This window comes from Streptomyces sp. NPDC033216 (assembly GCF_055577115.1).
In genome coordinates, this window is record NZ_JBVIQK010000009.1 from 273,451 (window position 1) to 287,657 (window position 14,207).

The 14,207-nt window shown below is 73.6% G+C and carries 12 protein-coding genes and 2 pseudogenes; 8 read left to right on the plus strand and 6 right to left on the minus strand.

Annotated features, from left to right (window positions below; translation table 11 throughout):
• Window positions 1-6: 6 nt before the first annotated feature.
• Together ACZ5Y0_RS19450 and ACZ5Y0_RS19455 are read right to left on the minus strand one after the other, a co-directional pair.
• Window positions 7-765 carry an ABC transporter ATP-binding protein gene (locus tag ACZ5Y0_RS19450; RefSeq protein WP_469129901.1) on the minus strand — a complete coding sequence of 253 codons (759 nt, stop codon included), beginning with the start codon at window positions 763-765 and terminating at the stop codon, window positions 7-9.
• A gap of 162 nt (window positions 766-927) precedes the next feature.
• On the minus strand, window positions 928-1,989 hold the full coding sequence (locus ACZ5Y0_RS19455) for a FecCD family ABC transporter permease (RefSeq protein WP_469129902.1): 1,062 nt from the start codon (window positions 1,987-1,989) through the stop codon (window positions 928-930).
• 874 nt (window positions 1,990-2,863) lie between these two features.
• Between ACZ5Y0_RS19455 and ACZ5Y0_RS19460 the strand changes: the two genes are divergently transcribed.
• Window positions 2,864-3,334 carry a hypothetical protein gene (locus ACZ5Y0_RS19460; RefSeq protein ID WP_469129903.1) on the plus strand — a complete coding sequence of 157 codons (471 nt, stop codon included), beginning with the start codon at window positions 2,864-2,866 and terminating at the stop codon, window positions 3,332-3,334.
• 161 nt (window positions 3,335-3,495) lie between these two features.
• Here the strand turns inward: ACZ5Y0_RS19460 and ACZ5Y0_RS19465 are convergent, their stop codons facing one another.
• Window positions 3,496-3,948, minus strand: coding sequence for a flavodoxin family protein (locus ACZ5Y0_RS19465; RefSeq protein WP_469129904.1), 453 nt, complete (start codon window positions 3,946-3,948; stop codon window positions 3,496-3,498).
• Window positions 3,949-4,356: 408 nt separating this feature from the next.
• Between ACZ5Y0_RS19465 and ACZ5Y0_RS19470 the strand changes: the two genes are divergently transcribed.
• Both ACZ5Y0_RS19470 and ACZ5Y0_RS19475 read left to right on the plus strand, forming a co-directional pair.
• Complete coding sequence (locus ACZ5Y0_RS19470) at window positions 4,357-4,824, plus strand: hypothetical protein (protein ID WP_469129905.1); 468 nt, start codon at window positions 4,357-4,359, stop codon at window positions 4,822-4,824.
• Window positions 4,825-5,284: 460 nt separating this feature from the next.
• Window positions 5,285-5,536, plus strand: a complete 252-nt coding sequence (locus tag ACZ5Y0_RS19475; RefSeq protein WP_469129906.1) for a hypothetical protein — start codon at window positions 5,285-5,287, stop codon at window positions 5,534-5,536.
• Between the two features lie 165 nt (window positions 5,537-5,701).
• On the opposite strand, the gene ACZ5Y0_RS19480 is transcribed toward ACZ5Y0_RS19475, so the two are convergent.
• The 3 genes and pseudogenes from ACZ5Y0_RS19480 to ACZ5Y0_RS19490 form a co-directional block, all read right to left on the minus strand.
• On the minus strand, window positions 5,702-7,228 hold the full coding sequence (locus ACZ5Y0_RS19480) for a helix-turn-helix domain-containing protein (RefSeq protein ID WP_469129907.1): 1,527 nt from the start codon (window positions 7,226-7,228) through the stop codon (window positions 5,702-5,704).
• Window positions 7,229-7,315: 87 nt separating this feature from the next.
• Window positions 7,316-7,570 (minus strand): hypothetical protein, encoded by a 255-nt coding sequence (locus tag ACZ5Y0_RS19485; protein ID WP_469129908.1) that lies wholly within the window; start codon window positions 7,568-7,570, stop codon window positions 7,316-7,318.
• A 376-nt stretch (window positions 7,571-7,946) separates the two neighbouring features.
• Window positions 7,947-8,409: pseudogene (locus tag ACZ5Y0_RS19490) on the minus strand (MarR family transcriptional regulator).
• Between the two features lie 74 nt (window positions 8,410-8,483).
• Between ACZ5Y0_RS19490 and ACZ5Y0_RS19495 the strand changes: the two are divergent.
• From ACZ5Y0_RS19495 to ACZ5Y0_RS19515, 5 genes and pseudogenes are all read left to right on the plus strand, one after another.
• Window positions 8,484-9,104, plus strand: coding sequence for an L-threonylcarbamoyladenylate synthase (locus tag ACZ5Y0_RS19495; RefSeq protein ID WP_469129909.1), 621 nt, complete (start codon window positions 8,484-8,486; stop codon window positions 9,102-9,104).
• Window positions 9,105-9,244: 140 nt separating this feature from the next.
• Window positions 9,245-9,990, plus strand: a pseudogene (locus ACZ5Y0_RS19500) (dienelactone hydrolase family protein); the annotation flags it as partial.
• A 174-nt stretch (window positions 9,991-10,164) separates the two neighbouring features.
• Window positions 10,165-11,358 (plus strand): glycoside hydrolase family 64 protein, encoded by a 1,194-nt coding sequence (locus tag ACZ5Y0_RS19505; protein ID WP_469129910.1) that lies wholly within the window; start codon window positions 10,165-10,167, stop codon window positions 11,356-11,358.
• 123 nt (window positions 11,359-11,481) lie between these two features.
• A complete protein-coding gene (locus tag ACZ5Y0_RS19510; protein ID WP_469129911.1) occupies window positions 11,482-12,987 on the plus strand; it encodes a metallophosphoesterase family protein in 1,506 nt (501 codons plus the stop codon).
• Window positions 12,988-13,063: 76 nt separating this feature from the next.
• Window positions 13,064-14,092 carry an LLM class flavin-dependent oxidoreductase gene (locus ACZ5Y0_RS19515; protein WP_469129912.1) on the plus strand — a complete coding sequence of 343 codons (1,029 nt, stop codon included), beginning with the start codon at window positions 13,064-13,066 and terminating at the stop codon, window positions 14,090-14,092.
• Window positions 14,093-14,207: the final 115 nt, after the last annotated feature.

The window sequence follows — 14,207 nt, forward strand, 5'->3', positions numbered from 1 at the left end:
GATTCCTTACGGGAGGAGGTCGAACAGGAGTTGGACGGCGCCGGTGACGGGATGGCGTACGGGGTGGGCGTGGACGCCGAACACCTCGGCGAGCAGAGCCGGCCGGAGCACCTCGGCCGGGGTGCCGCCGGCGACGACGCGGCCGTCGGAGATCACGTACAGCAGATCGCAGTGGGCGGCGGCGAGGTTGAGGTCGTGCAGGGCGGCCAGGGCGGTGAGGCCGCTGCCGCGGACCAGGGAGACGATCTCCAACTGGTGGGCGATGTCGAGGTGGTTGGTGGGTTCGTCCAGGATGAGCACGCGCGGTTGCTGGGCCAACGCGCGGGCGATGAGCACCCGTTGCTTCTCGCCGCCGGACAGGGCGAGGAACCCGCGGTCGGCCAGCCGGGCGACGCCGGTGCTCTCCATGGCGCGGGCGCAGATGTCCCGGTCGCCACGCGCCGTACGGTCGCGGTGCGGCAGCCGCCCCATGCCGACCACCTCGGCGACGGTGAAGTCGAACTCGGCGGAGGACTCCTGGGGCAGGGCCGCCAGGACGCGCGCGGCGGCCGCCGGCCGCATGGCGCGTACGTCCTCCCCGTCCAGGCGGATCACGCCCGCGTCGGGCCGCAGCGCGCGGTAGGCGCAGCGCAGCAGCGTCGACTTGCCGCTGCCGTTCGGACCGACGAGCCCGACGAACGCGCCCTCGGGGACGGCGAACCGGATGTCGTCGACGATGCGGGCACCGGCCGCCTCGACGGTGACACCCTCCAGGTCAAGTCGCATGCACTCCTCCAGGACGGGATGTCGTCGGCGGTCTGCGAACCTCCGGCCGCCGCACAGCACCGGCACCATCCGGGCCGGCACGTCGACAGGCGGCTCCGCCCGGTCGCGACAGGATGACGCCGCCACCCGCCGGCGCACGCGCTCCTTCGGACCGGGGCATCCTCAGCGCCCCCCGATCGTCCGGACGCCGCGCCGCATCAACAGCAGGAAGGCCGGTACGCCGACCACGGCGGTGACGACGCCGACCGGCAGTTCGGCTGGGGCGAGCAGGAGGCGGGACAGCAGGTCCGCCCAGACCAGCAGGACGGCTCCGGCGAGGGGGGCCAGGACCAGGACGCGGCGGTGGTCGGCGCCGACCACCATCCGCACGAGGTGCGGCACCATCAGGCCGACGAAACCGATCGCGCCGCTCACCGCGACGACGGTCCCGGTCACGGCCGCCGTCACGAGGAACAATTCTCGGCGCAGCGTGGCCGGCCGGACACCGAGGGCGGCGGCGGTCTCGTCGCCCATCGCGAGGGCGTTGAGCGCCTCGGCCCGTCGGCGCAGCCAGGCCCAGCCGAGGATGACGGTGGCGGCGGCGATCGGCACCTGTACCCAGGTCGCCCCGCCGAGGCTGCCCAGCAGCCACATCATCGCCGAGCGGGCCGCCTCGCCGCGGGCCGCGCCGAACACCATCACGGTCGTCAGAGCCTCGAAGCCGTAGGCCAGTGCCGTCCCGGTCAGGATCAGCCGCAGCGGCGTGAGGCCGCTCGGCGAGCGGGCGACGGCGTAGACCAGCGCCATGGCGGCGAGCGCCGAGCCGAACGCGGACACCGACAGCGCCCACACGCCCAGGCCCGCGAACGCGCCGAGCAGGATGACGGCGTTGGCGCCCACGGCGGCACCCGAGGAGATGCCCAGCACGAACGGGTCGGCGAGGGCGTTGCGGACCATCGCCTGCACGGCCACCCCGACCGAGGCGAGTCCGGCCCCGACGACGGCCCCGAGCACGACGCGCGGCAGCCTGATCTCCCAGACGATGGTGTACGCGGCGCCGTCGCGCGCGGGGACGGTCCCGCCGCTGAGACCGGCCCACAGCAGCCGGAGCGCCTGGACACCCCCGAGGCTCGTGGCGCCCAGGGCGACCGCGCACAGCAGGGAGACGAGCAGGACGACGCCCAGTGCGACGGCCAGGGCCGCGAGGGGCGTACGGCTGCTGCTCGCCGTAGGTGTGGGGAGCACGGTCGGGGCGGTCCTTCGGCTGGGGCCGCCTGCTGGACCGTGAGACAGCCCGTACGGCCCGGGGCCGCGCGGTCCCCCTCTCGCAGTCCTCGGCGAGCAGTCAACGGGTCGCTGCCCACCACGGGCGATCGGGCTCACGTGACGGACCGTCAGGTCGTCGCGCACACCGTTGCGGGTCAGCGCCGGACTTTCACCGGACTTCCCCCGTGGAGGGCCCCCGGAGCCTAACAAACGCCGTTCGACGGCTCCACGGTGGGCTCAGCCACGGGTGCTCCGGCGGCGGGGGTGGAACAGGTGCGGGTCGAGGAACTGGGCCGGGAGGCCGGAGAGGGGCGGTCGGCGGCGAGGAGCGGGCCGTGCGGCGGGACGGCGCCGGTGACCGGCGCGGCCGCGGGACGGCCGGCCGGCACCAGCCGCGGACGCGGCGGGCGGCCGTGCCCGCGGGGGCAGGGCCGGCCGTTCCTCGTCCGGCGTCCGGGCGATCCCGTGATCGTCGCGGGCGAGGCCGGCGGCCGGGTCGGTCCCGCGTTCGCCGTGGGTCGCGGACAGGGCTGTCCTCTTCTCTCTCGGCGGCCTCGACATCGGCATCGGCATCGGCGCGGGCGCCAGTGCCGGATCGGGGCGCGTCGCCCCCGTCCCGGAGCCGGTGTGCAGGGCGAAGGCGGTGGGTGGAGGAGGGCGGGTACGTGGTCATCGCGCCGCGGGACATGGCAGCGGCGTGGGACATGACCAGAAGGCCCTGACGTCACGCCCTTGCGCCGGGGAGCGGCGGTGGGCCGTTCGAGTGGTCGCGGTCGGCTCGTCGTCGTACCGTCGGTACGGAACCTCAACGGGGCTCGGGGAACGGTCGGGCCCCGAGACGGCGGGAGCGGTCATGCGTGGACACGGGACGACGAGGACGGCGGCGCTGCTCGGTGCGGCACTGGGACTCACCGCGGCGGTCGGGACGGCCTCGGCCGCACCCACCGCGTCACCGCCCGCCGACCGGCCCACCGCGGGCCGCGGCGCCCCGCCCGTCCTCGTCGACTGCCTCTGGCACCCGAAGGTGCGGCCCCACGACTTCGTCCTGGCCTGCGGCGACGGCAACAGCCGCCTCGTCTCGCTGCAATGGGACCACTGGAACACCAGGTCCGCGAAGGCCACAGGGGTGAACGTCGTCAACGACTGCAAGCCGTACTGCGCGGCGGGCACCTTCCACTCGTACGCGGTGGTCGTACGGCTGGACAGGGCGCAGCCGTGGAAGAAGGACCCGCAGACCCAGCGCTACGACCGGATCAGCCTCGAATACCCGGCCCAGCGGCCCGAGCAGTTCGCCAAGGTGATGACCTACCCGCTGTGGGACTGAGCGGACACCGGGCCGGGTGACGGCCTGCCGCCCAGGTGACCGGATCGCGCCGGGTGGATACCAGGGGGAGACCGGCCGTCGTGGTGGCGTCCGCCCATGTTCTTGATCACCTTCGTGGGCCCCGCGGGCCGACCGGTGCGGAACGGGTGGGGACGCCGCCGTCAGTCGGTGAGGACCGCGGCGGCGGTCGCGCCGAGTTCCCAGCAGGCCTCCACGTCCGCCTTGCCGGGTTCCCCGGTGACGGTCACGGGTTCGGCCGCCCGCCGCCAGCCGAGGCCGGTCGCGATGGCCTCGATGCCGCGTACGGCACCGGTGACGTCGTTGCCCCCGTGCACGTAGTAGGCGAAGGGGCGGCCGCGGGTGCTGTCGAGGCAGGGGTAGTACACCTGGTCGAAGAAGTGCTTGAGGGCGCCGGACATGTAGCCGAGGTTGGCGGGTGTGCCCAAGAGGTAGCCGTCGGCGGCCAGGACGTCGGAGGCGGTCGCATCGAGGGCGGCTCGGCGGACGACACGGACGCCTTCGATCTCCGGCGCCGTAGCCCCCTGGACGACCGCTTCGAACATCGCCTGGCAGTTCGGCGAGGGGGTGTGATGGACGATCAGCAAGGTGGCCACGGCATGGAACCCTGCCCGCTCGCGCGACCCGCCGCAAGCGGCGCCCTCGGCGGCCGCCGTCCCGGCGAGCGTCCCCGGCGCCGACGGGCGCGCCGAACCCGCGGACGAGCACGGGCGGGCAGCCCGGTCCCGTCAGCCCCCGGACGGGAGACCGGGTCGAACACACGGGTCAGGGAGGCGAGACCGGGGCCGAACCCGGGTCCTGGACAGGAGACCGGCGCCGGACGGCGGCGCGAGACGCGAAAGGACCGGACTCAAACGCCACCGTTCGCCACCCCTTCCGCCACTCAGACATGTCCACCAGCATGCGTATGCCGAGTCGGCGTACGGCCGACGGGCCGGACTCCGGTACCGGGGGCGCCGGGGTGCGCCCGCCGGTTCCGGGCGGACCTCGGACGGAGCCGGACGATGAGCCATGTGATGTGGGCGCGCGGCGTGGAGTGGCTCGCCGCTGCCGCGACGGATCCGCGGAACTGCAAACGGGAGTGGGATCAAGGTCACGGGGTCACGCTGCTGGAGGCGGGCCGCTACTGGGACGTGCTGAGCGTGCCCGACCGGCTGGGCCTGCTCACCCTGGACCTGCTGTGGCAGCCGACGTTGCCGGTGCCGGGGCCGACCCTCGTGGACACGGCGGCCCACCGGGTGGGCTTCTTCCTGCCGCCCGATCCGGCGAGCCGCTGGATCGGCGACGGGCTGCGCTACGCGGGCCGGGGCTCATGGGTCGCGGTGCCCCCGCCGTACCGGCCCGCCCGTTCCCTGGAATGGCTGATCCCGCCCGACGGGTCGGGCGGGCTGCACGCCCCCGGCACCCTGGAACTGGCGCTGTGCCAGGCCAACGGCACGCTGGCCGTTCTCACGCCGCCGCACGGCGCGTAGCGCGTCACGGGCCCGGACCGGGCTCCGGTGGACCGGGCCGCGCGGGGAGAGTCCGCCGAAGGACACCCCACGTCGGGATGGGGGCGGGCACGGTTCCGCCGGTGAGCGCGCCGCTCCGCGATCGGGCGGACCGGGATCGGCGTGCGCCGGGAGAGCGCCTCGGCGGGCCGGAAGGGGTGGAGGAGGCCGGACGCGCCGTTCCCGGCGGCCGGACGCGATGCGGGCACTCACCGGCGGCCGGACGTGACGCGGGCACACTCACCGGCGGCCGGAAGCGGTACGGCGCTCGGCGGCGGCGCGCCGAGCGCGGCGGTCCTCGACGTCGTCCGCGTGGAGCCCACGGCGCGTCCCGCGGGAGCCCGTCGTCGCGGCCGTGGAGGGGAAGTGGCTGTCGTCGGGATCGGCGGTGGCGCGCCGGCGGTCGGTTTCCGACGGCCTGCCCTGCGAGGTGGCGGAGCACGTGCCGCACGGGGCAACCGCAGGGAGTTGTCGCGGCTGGGTCGGGGTGATCGACAAGCTCTCCGCGTACGGCGCCGACCACGCCCGGCTGCGGCGTCCGGCCGCTCCGGGCTTCACCACCGGCGCACCGAGTCGCTGCGGCGGCGGGTGGAAGCGATCACGGTGGAGCTGTGGGAGGCCCCCGGGCGGCGAGCAGGTGCCGTCGTTCATCGCGAGCGGTTGGCGGGAGATCCCGGTCCGGCTGCGCGGCTGACCGCGGTCGGGGGCGGCGTCGCGGGGGTGCGACCGGTCCCCCGTGCCGGTCGAACCCCCGCCGCTCTCGAACCTACGTGCCGGGCGCACCGGCTGTGAATCGCGCCGGTGCCCGCTCGCGGGACCGGAGGACTCACCTGTGCACAGACGCGTCCGGATGGCCCGATTACGCCTGGTGGACGTCGGGATGCGGGTTCGCGTGCAGGTCGGGCGGATCGAGGGCGCCGGTCGCGAGATGGGCGAGGACGACCTCGTAGAGGTCGCTGCCGGCCGCGAGGAGCCGACGTTCGAGGACGGGCTCGGCGGCGCGGACGTGCTCGCGGACGGTCTGGGCGTGCACGCCCAGAAGCTGGGCGGCCCGCTCGGCGTTGCCGCCGGCGGCGATCCAGGCGCACAGGGTGCCGCGCAGGTCACGGCCTTCGGTGTCCAGGCGGGCGAGCAGGTCGTGCGCCCAGGTGCGCAGCGCCGGCCCGGTGAGCAGGTCGCCGAGGCGGGCGGGCGCGGCGGTGGAGAGCGGGCGGTCCTCCGCCAGGCCGGCCTCGGTGTTCAGGGCGAGATGCACGGCGCCGCGGACGGCGAGGTCGGAGAGGTCCACGCCGAGGAGGTGCTCGACGCGTTCCATGCGAGCGCGGACGGTGTTGCGGCTGACGCCGAGGATCTTCGCCGCGCTGACGGCGGTGAACTCCAGACCGAGCCGGGTGGTGGCGAGGAGTTCGGCGCGGGTGTGGTGGGCGAGGGTGTCGAGGGGGCGCAGCAGGCGGGTCGTCCAGGCGCCCAGGACGGCGGGGTCCATCAGCCGCTCGGGATGGGTGCGTTCGGCGTAGACGGCCGTCCTGCCGGGCCGGAAGCGGGCGACGGCGAGGGCGCTGACGGCCTGTCCGTAGGCGGCGGCGGTGTGGGCGAGGCTCTGCCGGGCGCTGCCGCCCAGGAAGGTGTCGGGCTGCCGGTCACACAGGGCCCGCAGGTCGGCGCCCGCCGTGTCGCGGGGGGTCACCACGATCACGTGGGCGTCCACGGCCGGGCAGCGTACGACCAGGCTCTGTTCGCGGGTGACCTCGATGCAGGCCTCCGCGAGCCGGTCACGGTCCTCGGGGGTGCTCTCGACGACGTACACACAGGCGGTGTCGGTGTCGAGGAGGCCGGGCCACAGGCCGGCGGCGACCCGGCGGGCCGCGCTGATGTCCTCCACCATGAGCAGCTGGAGGATGGCCAGGCGCAGGTCGGAGGTGGCGCGGGCAAGCCGGTGTCCGGTGGCGGCGGTGCGTTCGGCGCGCAGCAGGAGTTCGAGGGCGGCGGCGGTGTGGGTCACGACGTCGGCGGCACGCCGGTCGAAGGGGGCGGTCCGGGCGACGGCGAGCACGCCGGTCGCGGCGGGCGGCGGCAGCTCGACGCGGATCAGCCGCAGGTGGCGGCCGTCGCCCTCCCAGGAGGCTGAGGCGAGACGGCCGGTGACGATGTCCGTCACCAGTTCCTCCTCGAGGGGGGTGGGCGATCCCGCGAGGGGGGTGCCGTTCTCGTCGCGGAGCGAGACGGCCGCGTCCACGGTGGCACCGAGCCAGTCGACGATCCGGGCGATGTCGCGTCCGCCGGGCCGCAGATGGTCGAGCAGCTCCTGCGCCCACGGCGGATCGGCGTGCCCGGTGACCGCCACGTCCGTGTGACGGTGACGGTGCTCGTCGTCCCGGCCGGTCATGTCGGCGCACGCTCCTCGTCCCTCACGGCTCCCACGGCCCCCACGGCCCCCACGGCCGAACCAGTCATATCGGTCAGGGACGTTACCTCACCGGCGCGGACGCGGGCCCGACCGGCGTCGGCTCCCCGTACGGTTCCGCCTGGCGGAGTGGGCGGACGGAGAAGCGACGGCGACCCGCGACTGCTCGCGCGCTCCGTGGTGACTCCACTGGAGGCCGGCGGTGGAGGCCTGGAGGTCGCGGTCGATCTCGGAGCCGGCGACGGCGACGACGGACGCGTCGAGCTGGACCATGAACAGGCCGAAGGCGACCGCGCAGAGCGTGAGCCAGGCGTTGGAGCGCAAGCGGCCGGGGGCCGCGCCGCGGCGCGCGCCAGCACCCCGGAGTGATCCACGGTGGTGGATGGCATGGAGAAGCCTTGTCTGTGTACGGGGTTCCACGAAAAGGGCGGTGACAGCGGGAAGCGCGGCACGAGGAGTCGTGGGCAGTGACAGAGGTCCTGGGCGCGGGGCGTCCGGGCAACGAGACGTGCGGCACGGACGTCCGGGCAACGAGATTTCTGACACGGGACGCCCGGACAACGAGACGTGCGGCGCGGGACGTCCGGGCAGACAGGCTTCGGGCACGGAGAACCCCGGGGACCGATACTCCCGGGCACCGCAGAAGCGCCGGACACCGCGGGTGCCGCCGGGGAACAGGCCTCGCGAGGCCTGCCCCGTTTCAGTGCGCGGCGGCGTGCAGGTGGCGGGTGAGCGAGATGAGCGCGCCGACCGCGGAGCCGAGGGCGTCCATCTCGCCGCCGGTGAGGGGCGTCAGGGCCTCGGAGAGGTAACCGGTCTCCAGATCGCGGACCTCGGCGATGCGCCGCCGGGAGGTCGCCGTCAGATACAGGTGGGCGAGGCGTTTGTCGGTGCTGTCCTGACGCCGTCCGGTCATCTGGGAGACCAGTGCGCTGACGTTGTCGGGCTTCATCAGCAGGGCGTCGGCGGCCTCGCGGACGGTGGCGCCCTCCCGCTGCGCGATGAACCTGCGCAGCAGGAGCTGCCCCTCGGGCGGCTTGGGGTGCGGGTAGGTGGAACCGACACGGCGGGCGGTCCAGGGCCCGGTGCAGCGCGGGGAGGCAGGCCGCCGGCTCGGAGGCCATGCGGTCGGTGCCCCCGGAGGACGCGCTGGTGTCGGACATGACGCCCACGAGAGGTATCCGGTCATACCTATGCCAGAAAGCCGGTCGCCCGCCGGACGGCATAAGCTCCCCCAATGGCGAAGTACTACGACGTTCACCCCGACAACCCGCAGCCGCGCACCATCGCCCAGGTCGCGGCGGCCATCCGGGCTGACGCACTGATCGCATACCCGACGGACTCCTGCTACGCGCTGGGTTGCCGGATCGGCAGCCGGGACGGCGTCGACCGGATCCGGGCCGTCCGCGAGCTGGACGACAAGCACCACTTCACCCTCGTCTGCCAGGACTTCTCACAGCTCGGGCAGTTCGTGCACGTCGACAACGACGTCTTCCGCGCGATCAAGGCTTCCACGCCCGGCAGCTACACCTTCATCCTCCCGGCGACGAAGGAGGTGCCGCGCATGCTCCAGCACCCGAAGAAGAAGACGGTGGGCGTGCGCATCCCCGACCACGTCGTCACCCAGGCGCTGCTCGCCGAACTCGGCGAGCCCCTGCTGTCCAGCACGCTGCTGCTGCCGGGCGAGGAGGAGCCGATGACCCAGGGCTGGGAGATCAAGGACCGGCTCGACCACGCCGTGGACGGAGTGGTGGACTCCGGGGACTGCGGCACCGAGCCGACCACGGTCGTCGACTTCTCGGGAGGCGAGGCGGAGATCATCCGGTACGGAGCGGGCGACGCCTCCCGCTTCGAGTAGCCCGGGGCGACGGCCGCGGCGGGCTCACCCGGGCCCGTCGCGGCCGGTTCGATGGCGCACGCAACGATATGGACGGCCCCGGCGCGGCCCCGCCGCCGGCGGTCGGCCGTCCGCCGCGAACACCGCAGAGAGACATGCGCATGACCTCCGTACAGGGAACGGCCGTGGACGTCCCCACCGAGGACGGCGTCGCGGACGCCCATCTCTCCCGCCCCTCCGACGGCGCACCCCGTCCGGGCGGGCTGCTGTACCAGGACGCGTTCGGGCTCCGTCCGCACCTGCGGGCGATGGCCGACCGGCTGGCCGGGGCCGGGTACACCGTGCTGGTGCCGAACGTCTTCCACCGTCACGGGCGCAGCTCCGTCGTGCAGATGCCCGAGTTGATCGACCCGGCGGCCCGCCCGGAGATCTTCTAGAAGCTGGGCCCGGTGATACGGTCCCTGACCGACGACCTGGCGATGCGGGACGCCGGCGCGTATCTGCGCTGGATGGCGGGGAACCCGCTGGTCGCGGTCGGACCGGTGGCGGTGACCGGGAACTGCATGGGCGCCCGCCTCTCCCTGCTGACCGCGGGCACCCATCCCGAGCACGTGGCGGCGGCGGCCGGCTTCCACGGGGGCGGCTGGCGACCGAGGCGCCGGACAGCCCGCACCTGGTGGCCCGCCGGGTCACCGCCGAGCTGTACTTCGGCCACGCCGACGACGATCCCTCGCTGCCGCCCGAGCAGCGGGCCCGGCTGGCCAAGGCCCTGACGGAGGCCGGCGTCCGGCACCGCTGCGAGGTGTACGAGGGCGCCGGGCACGGCTTCACCCAGGCCGACACCGCCGCCTACCACGAGGCGGCCTCCGACCGGCACTGGGCGGCGCTGTCGGATCTGCTCGATCGCGCCCTTCCGGTGACGCGCGACCAGCGCGAACACCGGCTCAGGCGCCCGCGCGAGCAGACCGCGGGCGCCTCTTTCGTGCACGGTCATTGACATGCCCACACCCTGATGCGACGTTGAGAGCGCTCTCAACAGGTACGGACCAACCCCACAGGCCTACCCGCACGGAGGTGGAGAGTGTTGCGCACACTCAGGTCCCGGCTGGCGGCAGCGGCGGGAGTCGCCGCGCTCGTCGGCACATTGCTCACCCTGGGGCCACCGGCCCAGGCCGCCGTCCCCGCCACCATCCCGCTCAAGATCACCAACAACTCGGGGCGGGGCGAACCCCTCTACGTCTACAACCTCGGCACCCTTCTGACGACCGGTCAGCAGGGCTGGGCCGACGCGAACGGCATCTTCCACGCGTGGCCGGCGGGCGGCAACCCGCCCACCCCGGCGCCGGACGCCTCGATCACGGGGCCGGCGGCCGGCCAGTCGGCGACCATCCGCATCCCCAAGTTCTCCGGCCGCATCTACTTCTCGTACGGCCAGAAACTGGTGTTCAGGCTGACCACGGGCGGGCTGGTGCAGCCGGCCGTGCAGAATCCCGCCGACCCCAACCGGAACATCCTGTTCAACTGGTCGGAGTACACGCTCAACGACTCGGGCCTGTGGCTCAACAGCACCCAGGTCGACATGTTCTCCGCGCCGTACGCGGTCGGCGTGCAGCGCTCCGACGGGAGCACGGTGAGCACCGGCCGACTCAAGCCGGGCGGCTACAGCGGCTTCTTCAACGCCCTGCGCGGGCAGCCGGGCGGCTGGGCGAACCTCATCCAGACCCGCTCCGACGGCACGGTCCTGCGGGCGCTGTCCCCGCTGTACGGCGTGGAGACCGGGGCGTTGCCCCGTACCGTGCTGGACGACTACATCAACCGCGTCTGGCAGAAGTACGCGACCTCGACGCTGACCGTGACACCGTTCGCGGACCAGCCCGGCACGAAGTACTACGGCCGGGTGTCCGGCGGCGTCATGAACTTCACCAATGGTTCGGGCGCCGTGGTGACGAGTTTCCAGAAGCCGGACGCGGACAGCGTGTTCGGCTGCCACCGCCTGTTGGACGCCCCCAACGACGCGGTGCGCGGCCCGATCTCCCGCACGCTGTGCGCCGGGTTCAACCGCTCCACCCTCCTGGTCAATCCGAACCAGCCGGACACCACGTCGGCCAACTTCTACCAGGACACCGTGACCAACCACTACGCCCGCAAGATCCACGCGCAGATGGCCGACGGTAAGGCGTACGCGTTCGCCTTCGACGACGTCGGCCACCACGAGTCGCTCGTGCACGACGGTTCGCCGCTCCAGGCGTACCTGACGCTCGACCCGCTGAGCTGAGCACGTCGGCGTCCCGCACGCGCAGGAACTCGCGTGCGGGAAGCCCGCGTTCGGCAGGGGACCGAAGACCCGCTCACCCCTCCCCGCCGTTCCGTCCCGGACCGTTGTTGTTACGGTGCACCGGTGTCCGACTCCTCACGCGATACCGCCGAAGGCGCCGGCTGGGGCGCCAACGACCCCGGCACCTACGCGCGGTTGATGCCGGCCGTGGTCGAGAAGATCTCATGGCTGGACCCCCGGATGCTGTGGGCCGCGCGCAACGGCGTACTGGCGTCCTGGTTCGGGGACCCCACCGGCCGTACCCGCGGCCGGTGGGTTGCCCAGCGGGCGGCCGCCGGAGCGCCGGCGGACAAGGTGATCCGGCGCTCCGACCCGGACCGCTTCTCCTTCATGGTGATCGGTGACACGGGTGAGGGCGACGACCCCCAGTACGCCGTCGTACCGGGCTTTCTGAAGATAGGTCAGGACAGCAGCTTCGCCGTCCTGGCGAGCGACGTCATCTATCCGGTGGGCAGCGCGGACGACTACGAGGGCAAGTTCTTCCGCCCGTACCGCGACTACCGGGCACCGATCTACGCGATACCCGGCAACCACGACTGGTACGAGGACCTGGGCGCCTTCATGCGGGTCTTCTGCGGCGACGCCCCGCCGCTGCCCCCCGAGCCCGCGCCCCGGCCCTTCAGCCGGGCCCGGCTGCGCTCCCTGCTGTGGCACCGGCCGCGCCGTGGCGACGGCCGACGCCTCGCCGCGGCGAAGGCGTTGCGGGCCCACCCGTCACAACAGGCCGTGCAGCCGGGGCCGTACTGGGCGATCGACTCCGGGCCGGTGCGGATCATCGGCATAGACACCGGCCTGCTCGGCACCCTGGACGCCGAACAGGGCGCGTGGCTGCGCGAGGTGGCACGCGGGCCGCGTCCGAAGATACTGATCACCGGCTCGCCGCTGTACGTGGACGGCGAGCACCGGCCCTGCCCGATCGAGGGCGGCGGCACGGTCGACGAGATCGTCCGCGATCCCGAGCACCGTTTCGTCGCGGCCATCGGCGGCGACATCCACAACTACCAGCGCTATCCGGTGCCGCTGGCGGACGGCCGCACCCTCCAGTACGTCGTCGCGGGCGGCGGCGGCGCGTTCATGCACGCCACGCACACCATCCCGCGCGTATCGGTCGGCGGGGTCACGGAGGCCGGCTTCCGCTGCTACCCGCTGCGCGGCGACTCCCTCGCCTTCTACAGCCGCCTGTACGGCCGGCGGCTGCGGCTGCGGCGGTTCTTCAGGATCACCGAGGCCGAGGCGACCGCGGTGATCGCCGAGCGGCTCGGCATCCCGCCGACCCGCGGTCCGGGCGGTCCGGTACGGATCACCCGGCGGATCCGGCTGGTCGCCACCCTGCTGGGCGCCGCCCGCCGGCCCGGCCGCGGGGCGCGGTTCCGGCTGCCCGTGCGCAAGGTCTACACGTCGCTGTTCTCGCCGAGTTCGGCGACGTACAGCCCGCCGTTCTTCAAGTGCTTCCTGCGTCTGGACGTGAGCCCGCACAGCGTGCGACTGCGCTGTCACGCGGCCACCGGCAACCGTGCGCAGGAGGTGGATCCCCCGGTCGAGGACGAGGTCGTCATCCCGCTGACCTGACCCGGCCGGACCGATCCTGTGACAATAGGAGAAGTGCCGGTCTACGGCGGCGCTCGCCGTCGACGAGGAGGAACCGATGCCGTCCGCCCCGCGACCGCTGCGCAAGCTGGGCTTCCTCACCATCGGCCTGTTCGACGAGGCCGACCCGCGCCGCGGGCACGAGACCACCCTGGAGATCATCGAGCTGGGCGAGCGGCTGGGCTTCGACAGCGCCTGGTTGCGCCACCGGCACCTCCAGTACGGCATCTCCTCCCCCGTCGCCGTCCTGGCGGCGGCCTCGCAGCGCACGAGCCGTATCGAGCTGGGGACCGCGGTGATCCCGCTGGGCTGGGAGAACCCGCTGCGGTTGGCGGAGGATCTGGCGACCGTCGACGTCCTGTCGGGAGGCCGGCTCAATCCGGGCGTGAGCGTCGGCCCGCCGATGCACTACGACCGGGTCAAGCAGGCCCTGTACCCGGACACCGCCGACGCCGAGGACTTCGGGTACGGGAGGGTGCGGCGGCTGCTGGACCTGGTCCGTGGTGAGCCCGCCACCGGCTTCAGCGGAGTGGAGGGCTTCGAGGTGTTCTCCGACCGTGTGCAGCCGCACTCCCCCGGCCTCGGCAGCCGCCTGTGGTACGGCGGCGGCAGCCTCGGCTCGGCCCGGTGGGCCGGGGAGAACGGCGTGAACTTCCTCACCAGCAGCGTCGTGAAGGCCGAAGACCCGGACGACACACGGGACTTCGCCGATCTCCAGCTCGCCCTGGTGCGCGCCTTCCGCGCCGCGCACCAGGACGGTGACGCCGCCCGCGTCTCGCAGGGCCTCGTGGTCATCCCCACCGACTCCGCCACGCCCCGGCAGCGCGCGAAGTACGAGGAGTTCGCCGCCCGGCGCCTCCCCCGCACGACGTCCCCGCAGGGCCCGGCCCGCCTGCTGTTCGCCCCGGACCTGGTCGGCACCTCCGCCGAACTGGCCGAACGCCTCCACACCCACGCGGCGTTCCGCGAGATCGACGAGGTGGCCTTCGCCCTCCCGTTCACCTTCGCCCACGAGGACTACGTACAGATCCTCACCGACATGGCGACGAGGCTGGGACCGGCGCTGGGGTGGAAGCCGGGGATCTGACAGGGCCGGCGCGCCCGGATCACCGGCAGACGCGTCAGCTGCCAGGTCCGCCGGCTCCTCCCCTTCCCGAGCGTGACGGCCGCCCCCGCCGCGTGCCGCGGGAACGCCGCGCCGT

Excerpts from the sequence above, each read along its gene's own strand:
- ACZ5Y0_RS19450 (WP_469129901.1), bottom strand. The coding sequence starts at position 765 with ATGCGACTTGACCTGGAGGGTGTCACCGTCGAGGCGGCCGGTGCCCGC.
- ACZ5Y0_RS19460 (WP_469129903.1), top strand. The coding sequence starts at position 2,864 with ATGCGTGGACACGGGACGACGAGGACGGCGGCGCTGCTCGGTGCGGCA.
- ACZ5Y0_RS19470 (WP_469129905.1), top strand. The coding sequence starts at position 4,357 with ATGAGCCATGTGATGTGGGCGCGCGGCGTGGAGTGGCTCGCCGCTGCC.
- ACZ5Y0_RS19480 (WP_469129907.1), bottom strand. The coding sequence starts at position 7,228 with ATGACCGGCCGGGACGACGAGCACCGTCACCGTCACACGGACGTGGCG.
- ACZ5Y0_RS19495 (WP_469129909.1), top strand. The coding sequence starts at position 8,484 with ATGGCGAAGTACTACGACGTTCACCCCGACAACCCGCAGCCGCGCACC.
- ACZ5Y0_RS19515 (WP_469129912.1), top strand. The coding sequence starts at position 13,064 with ATGCCGTCCGCCCCGCGACCGCTGCGCAAGCTGGGCTTCCTCACCATC.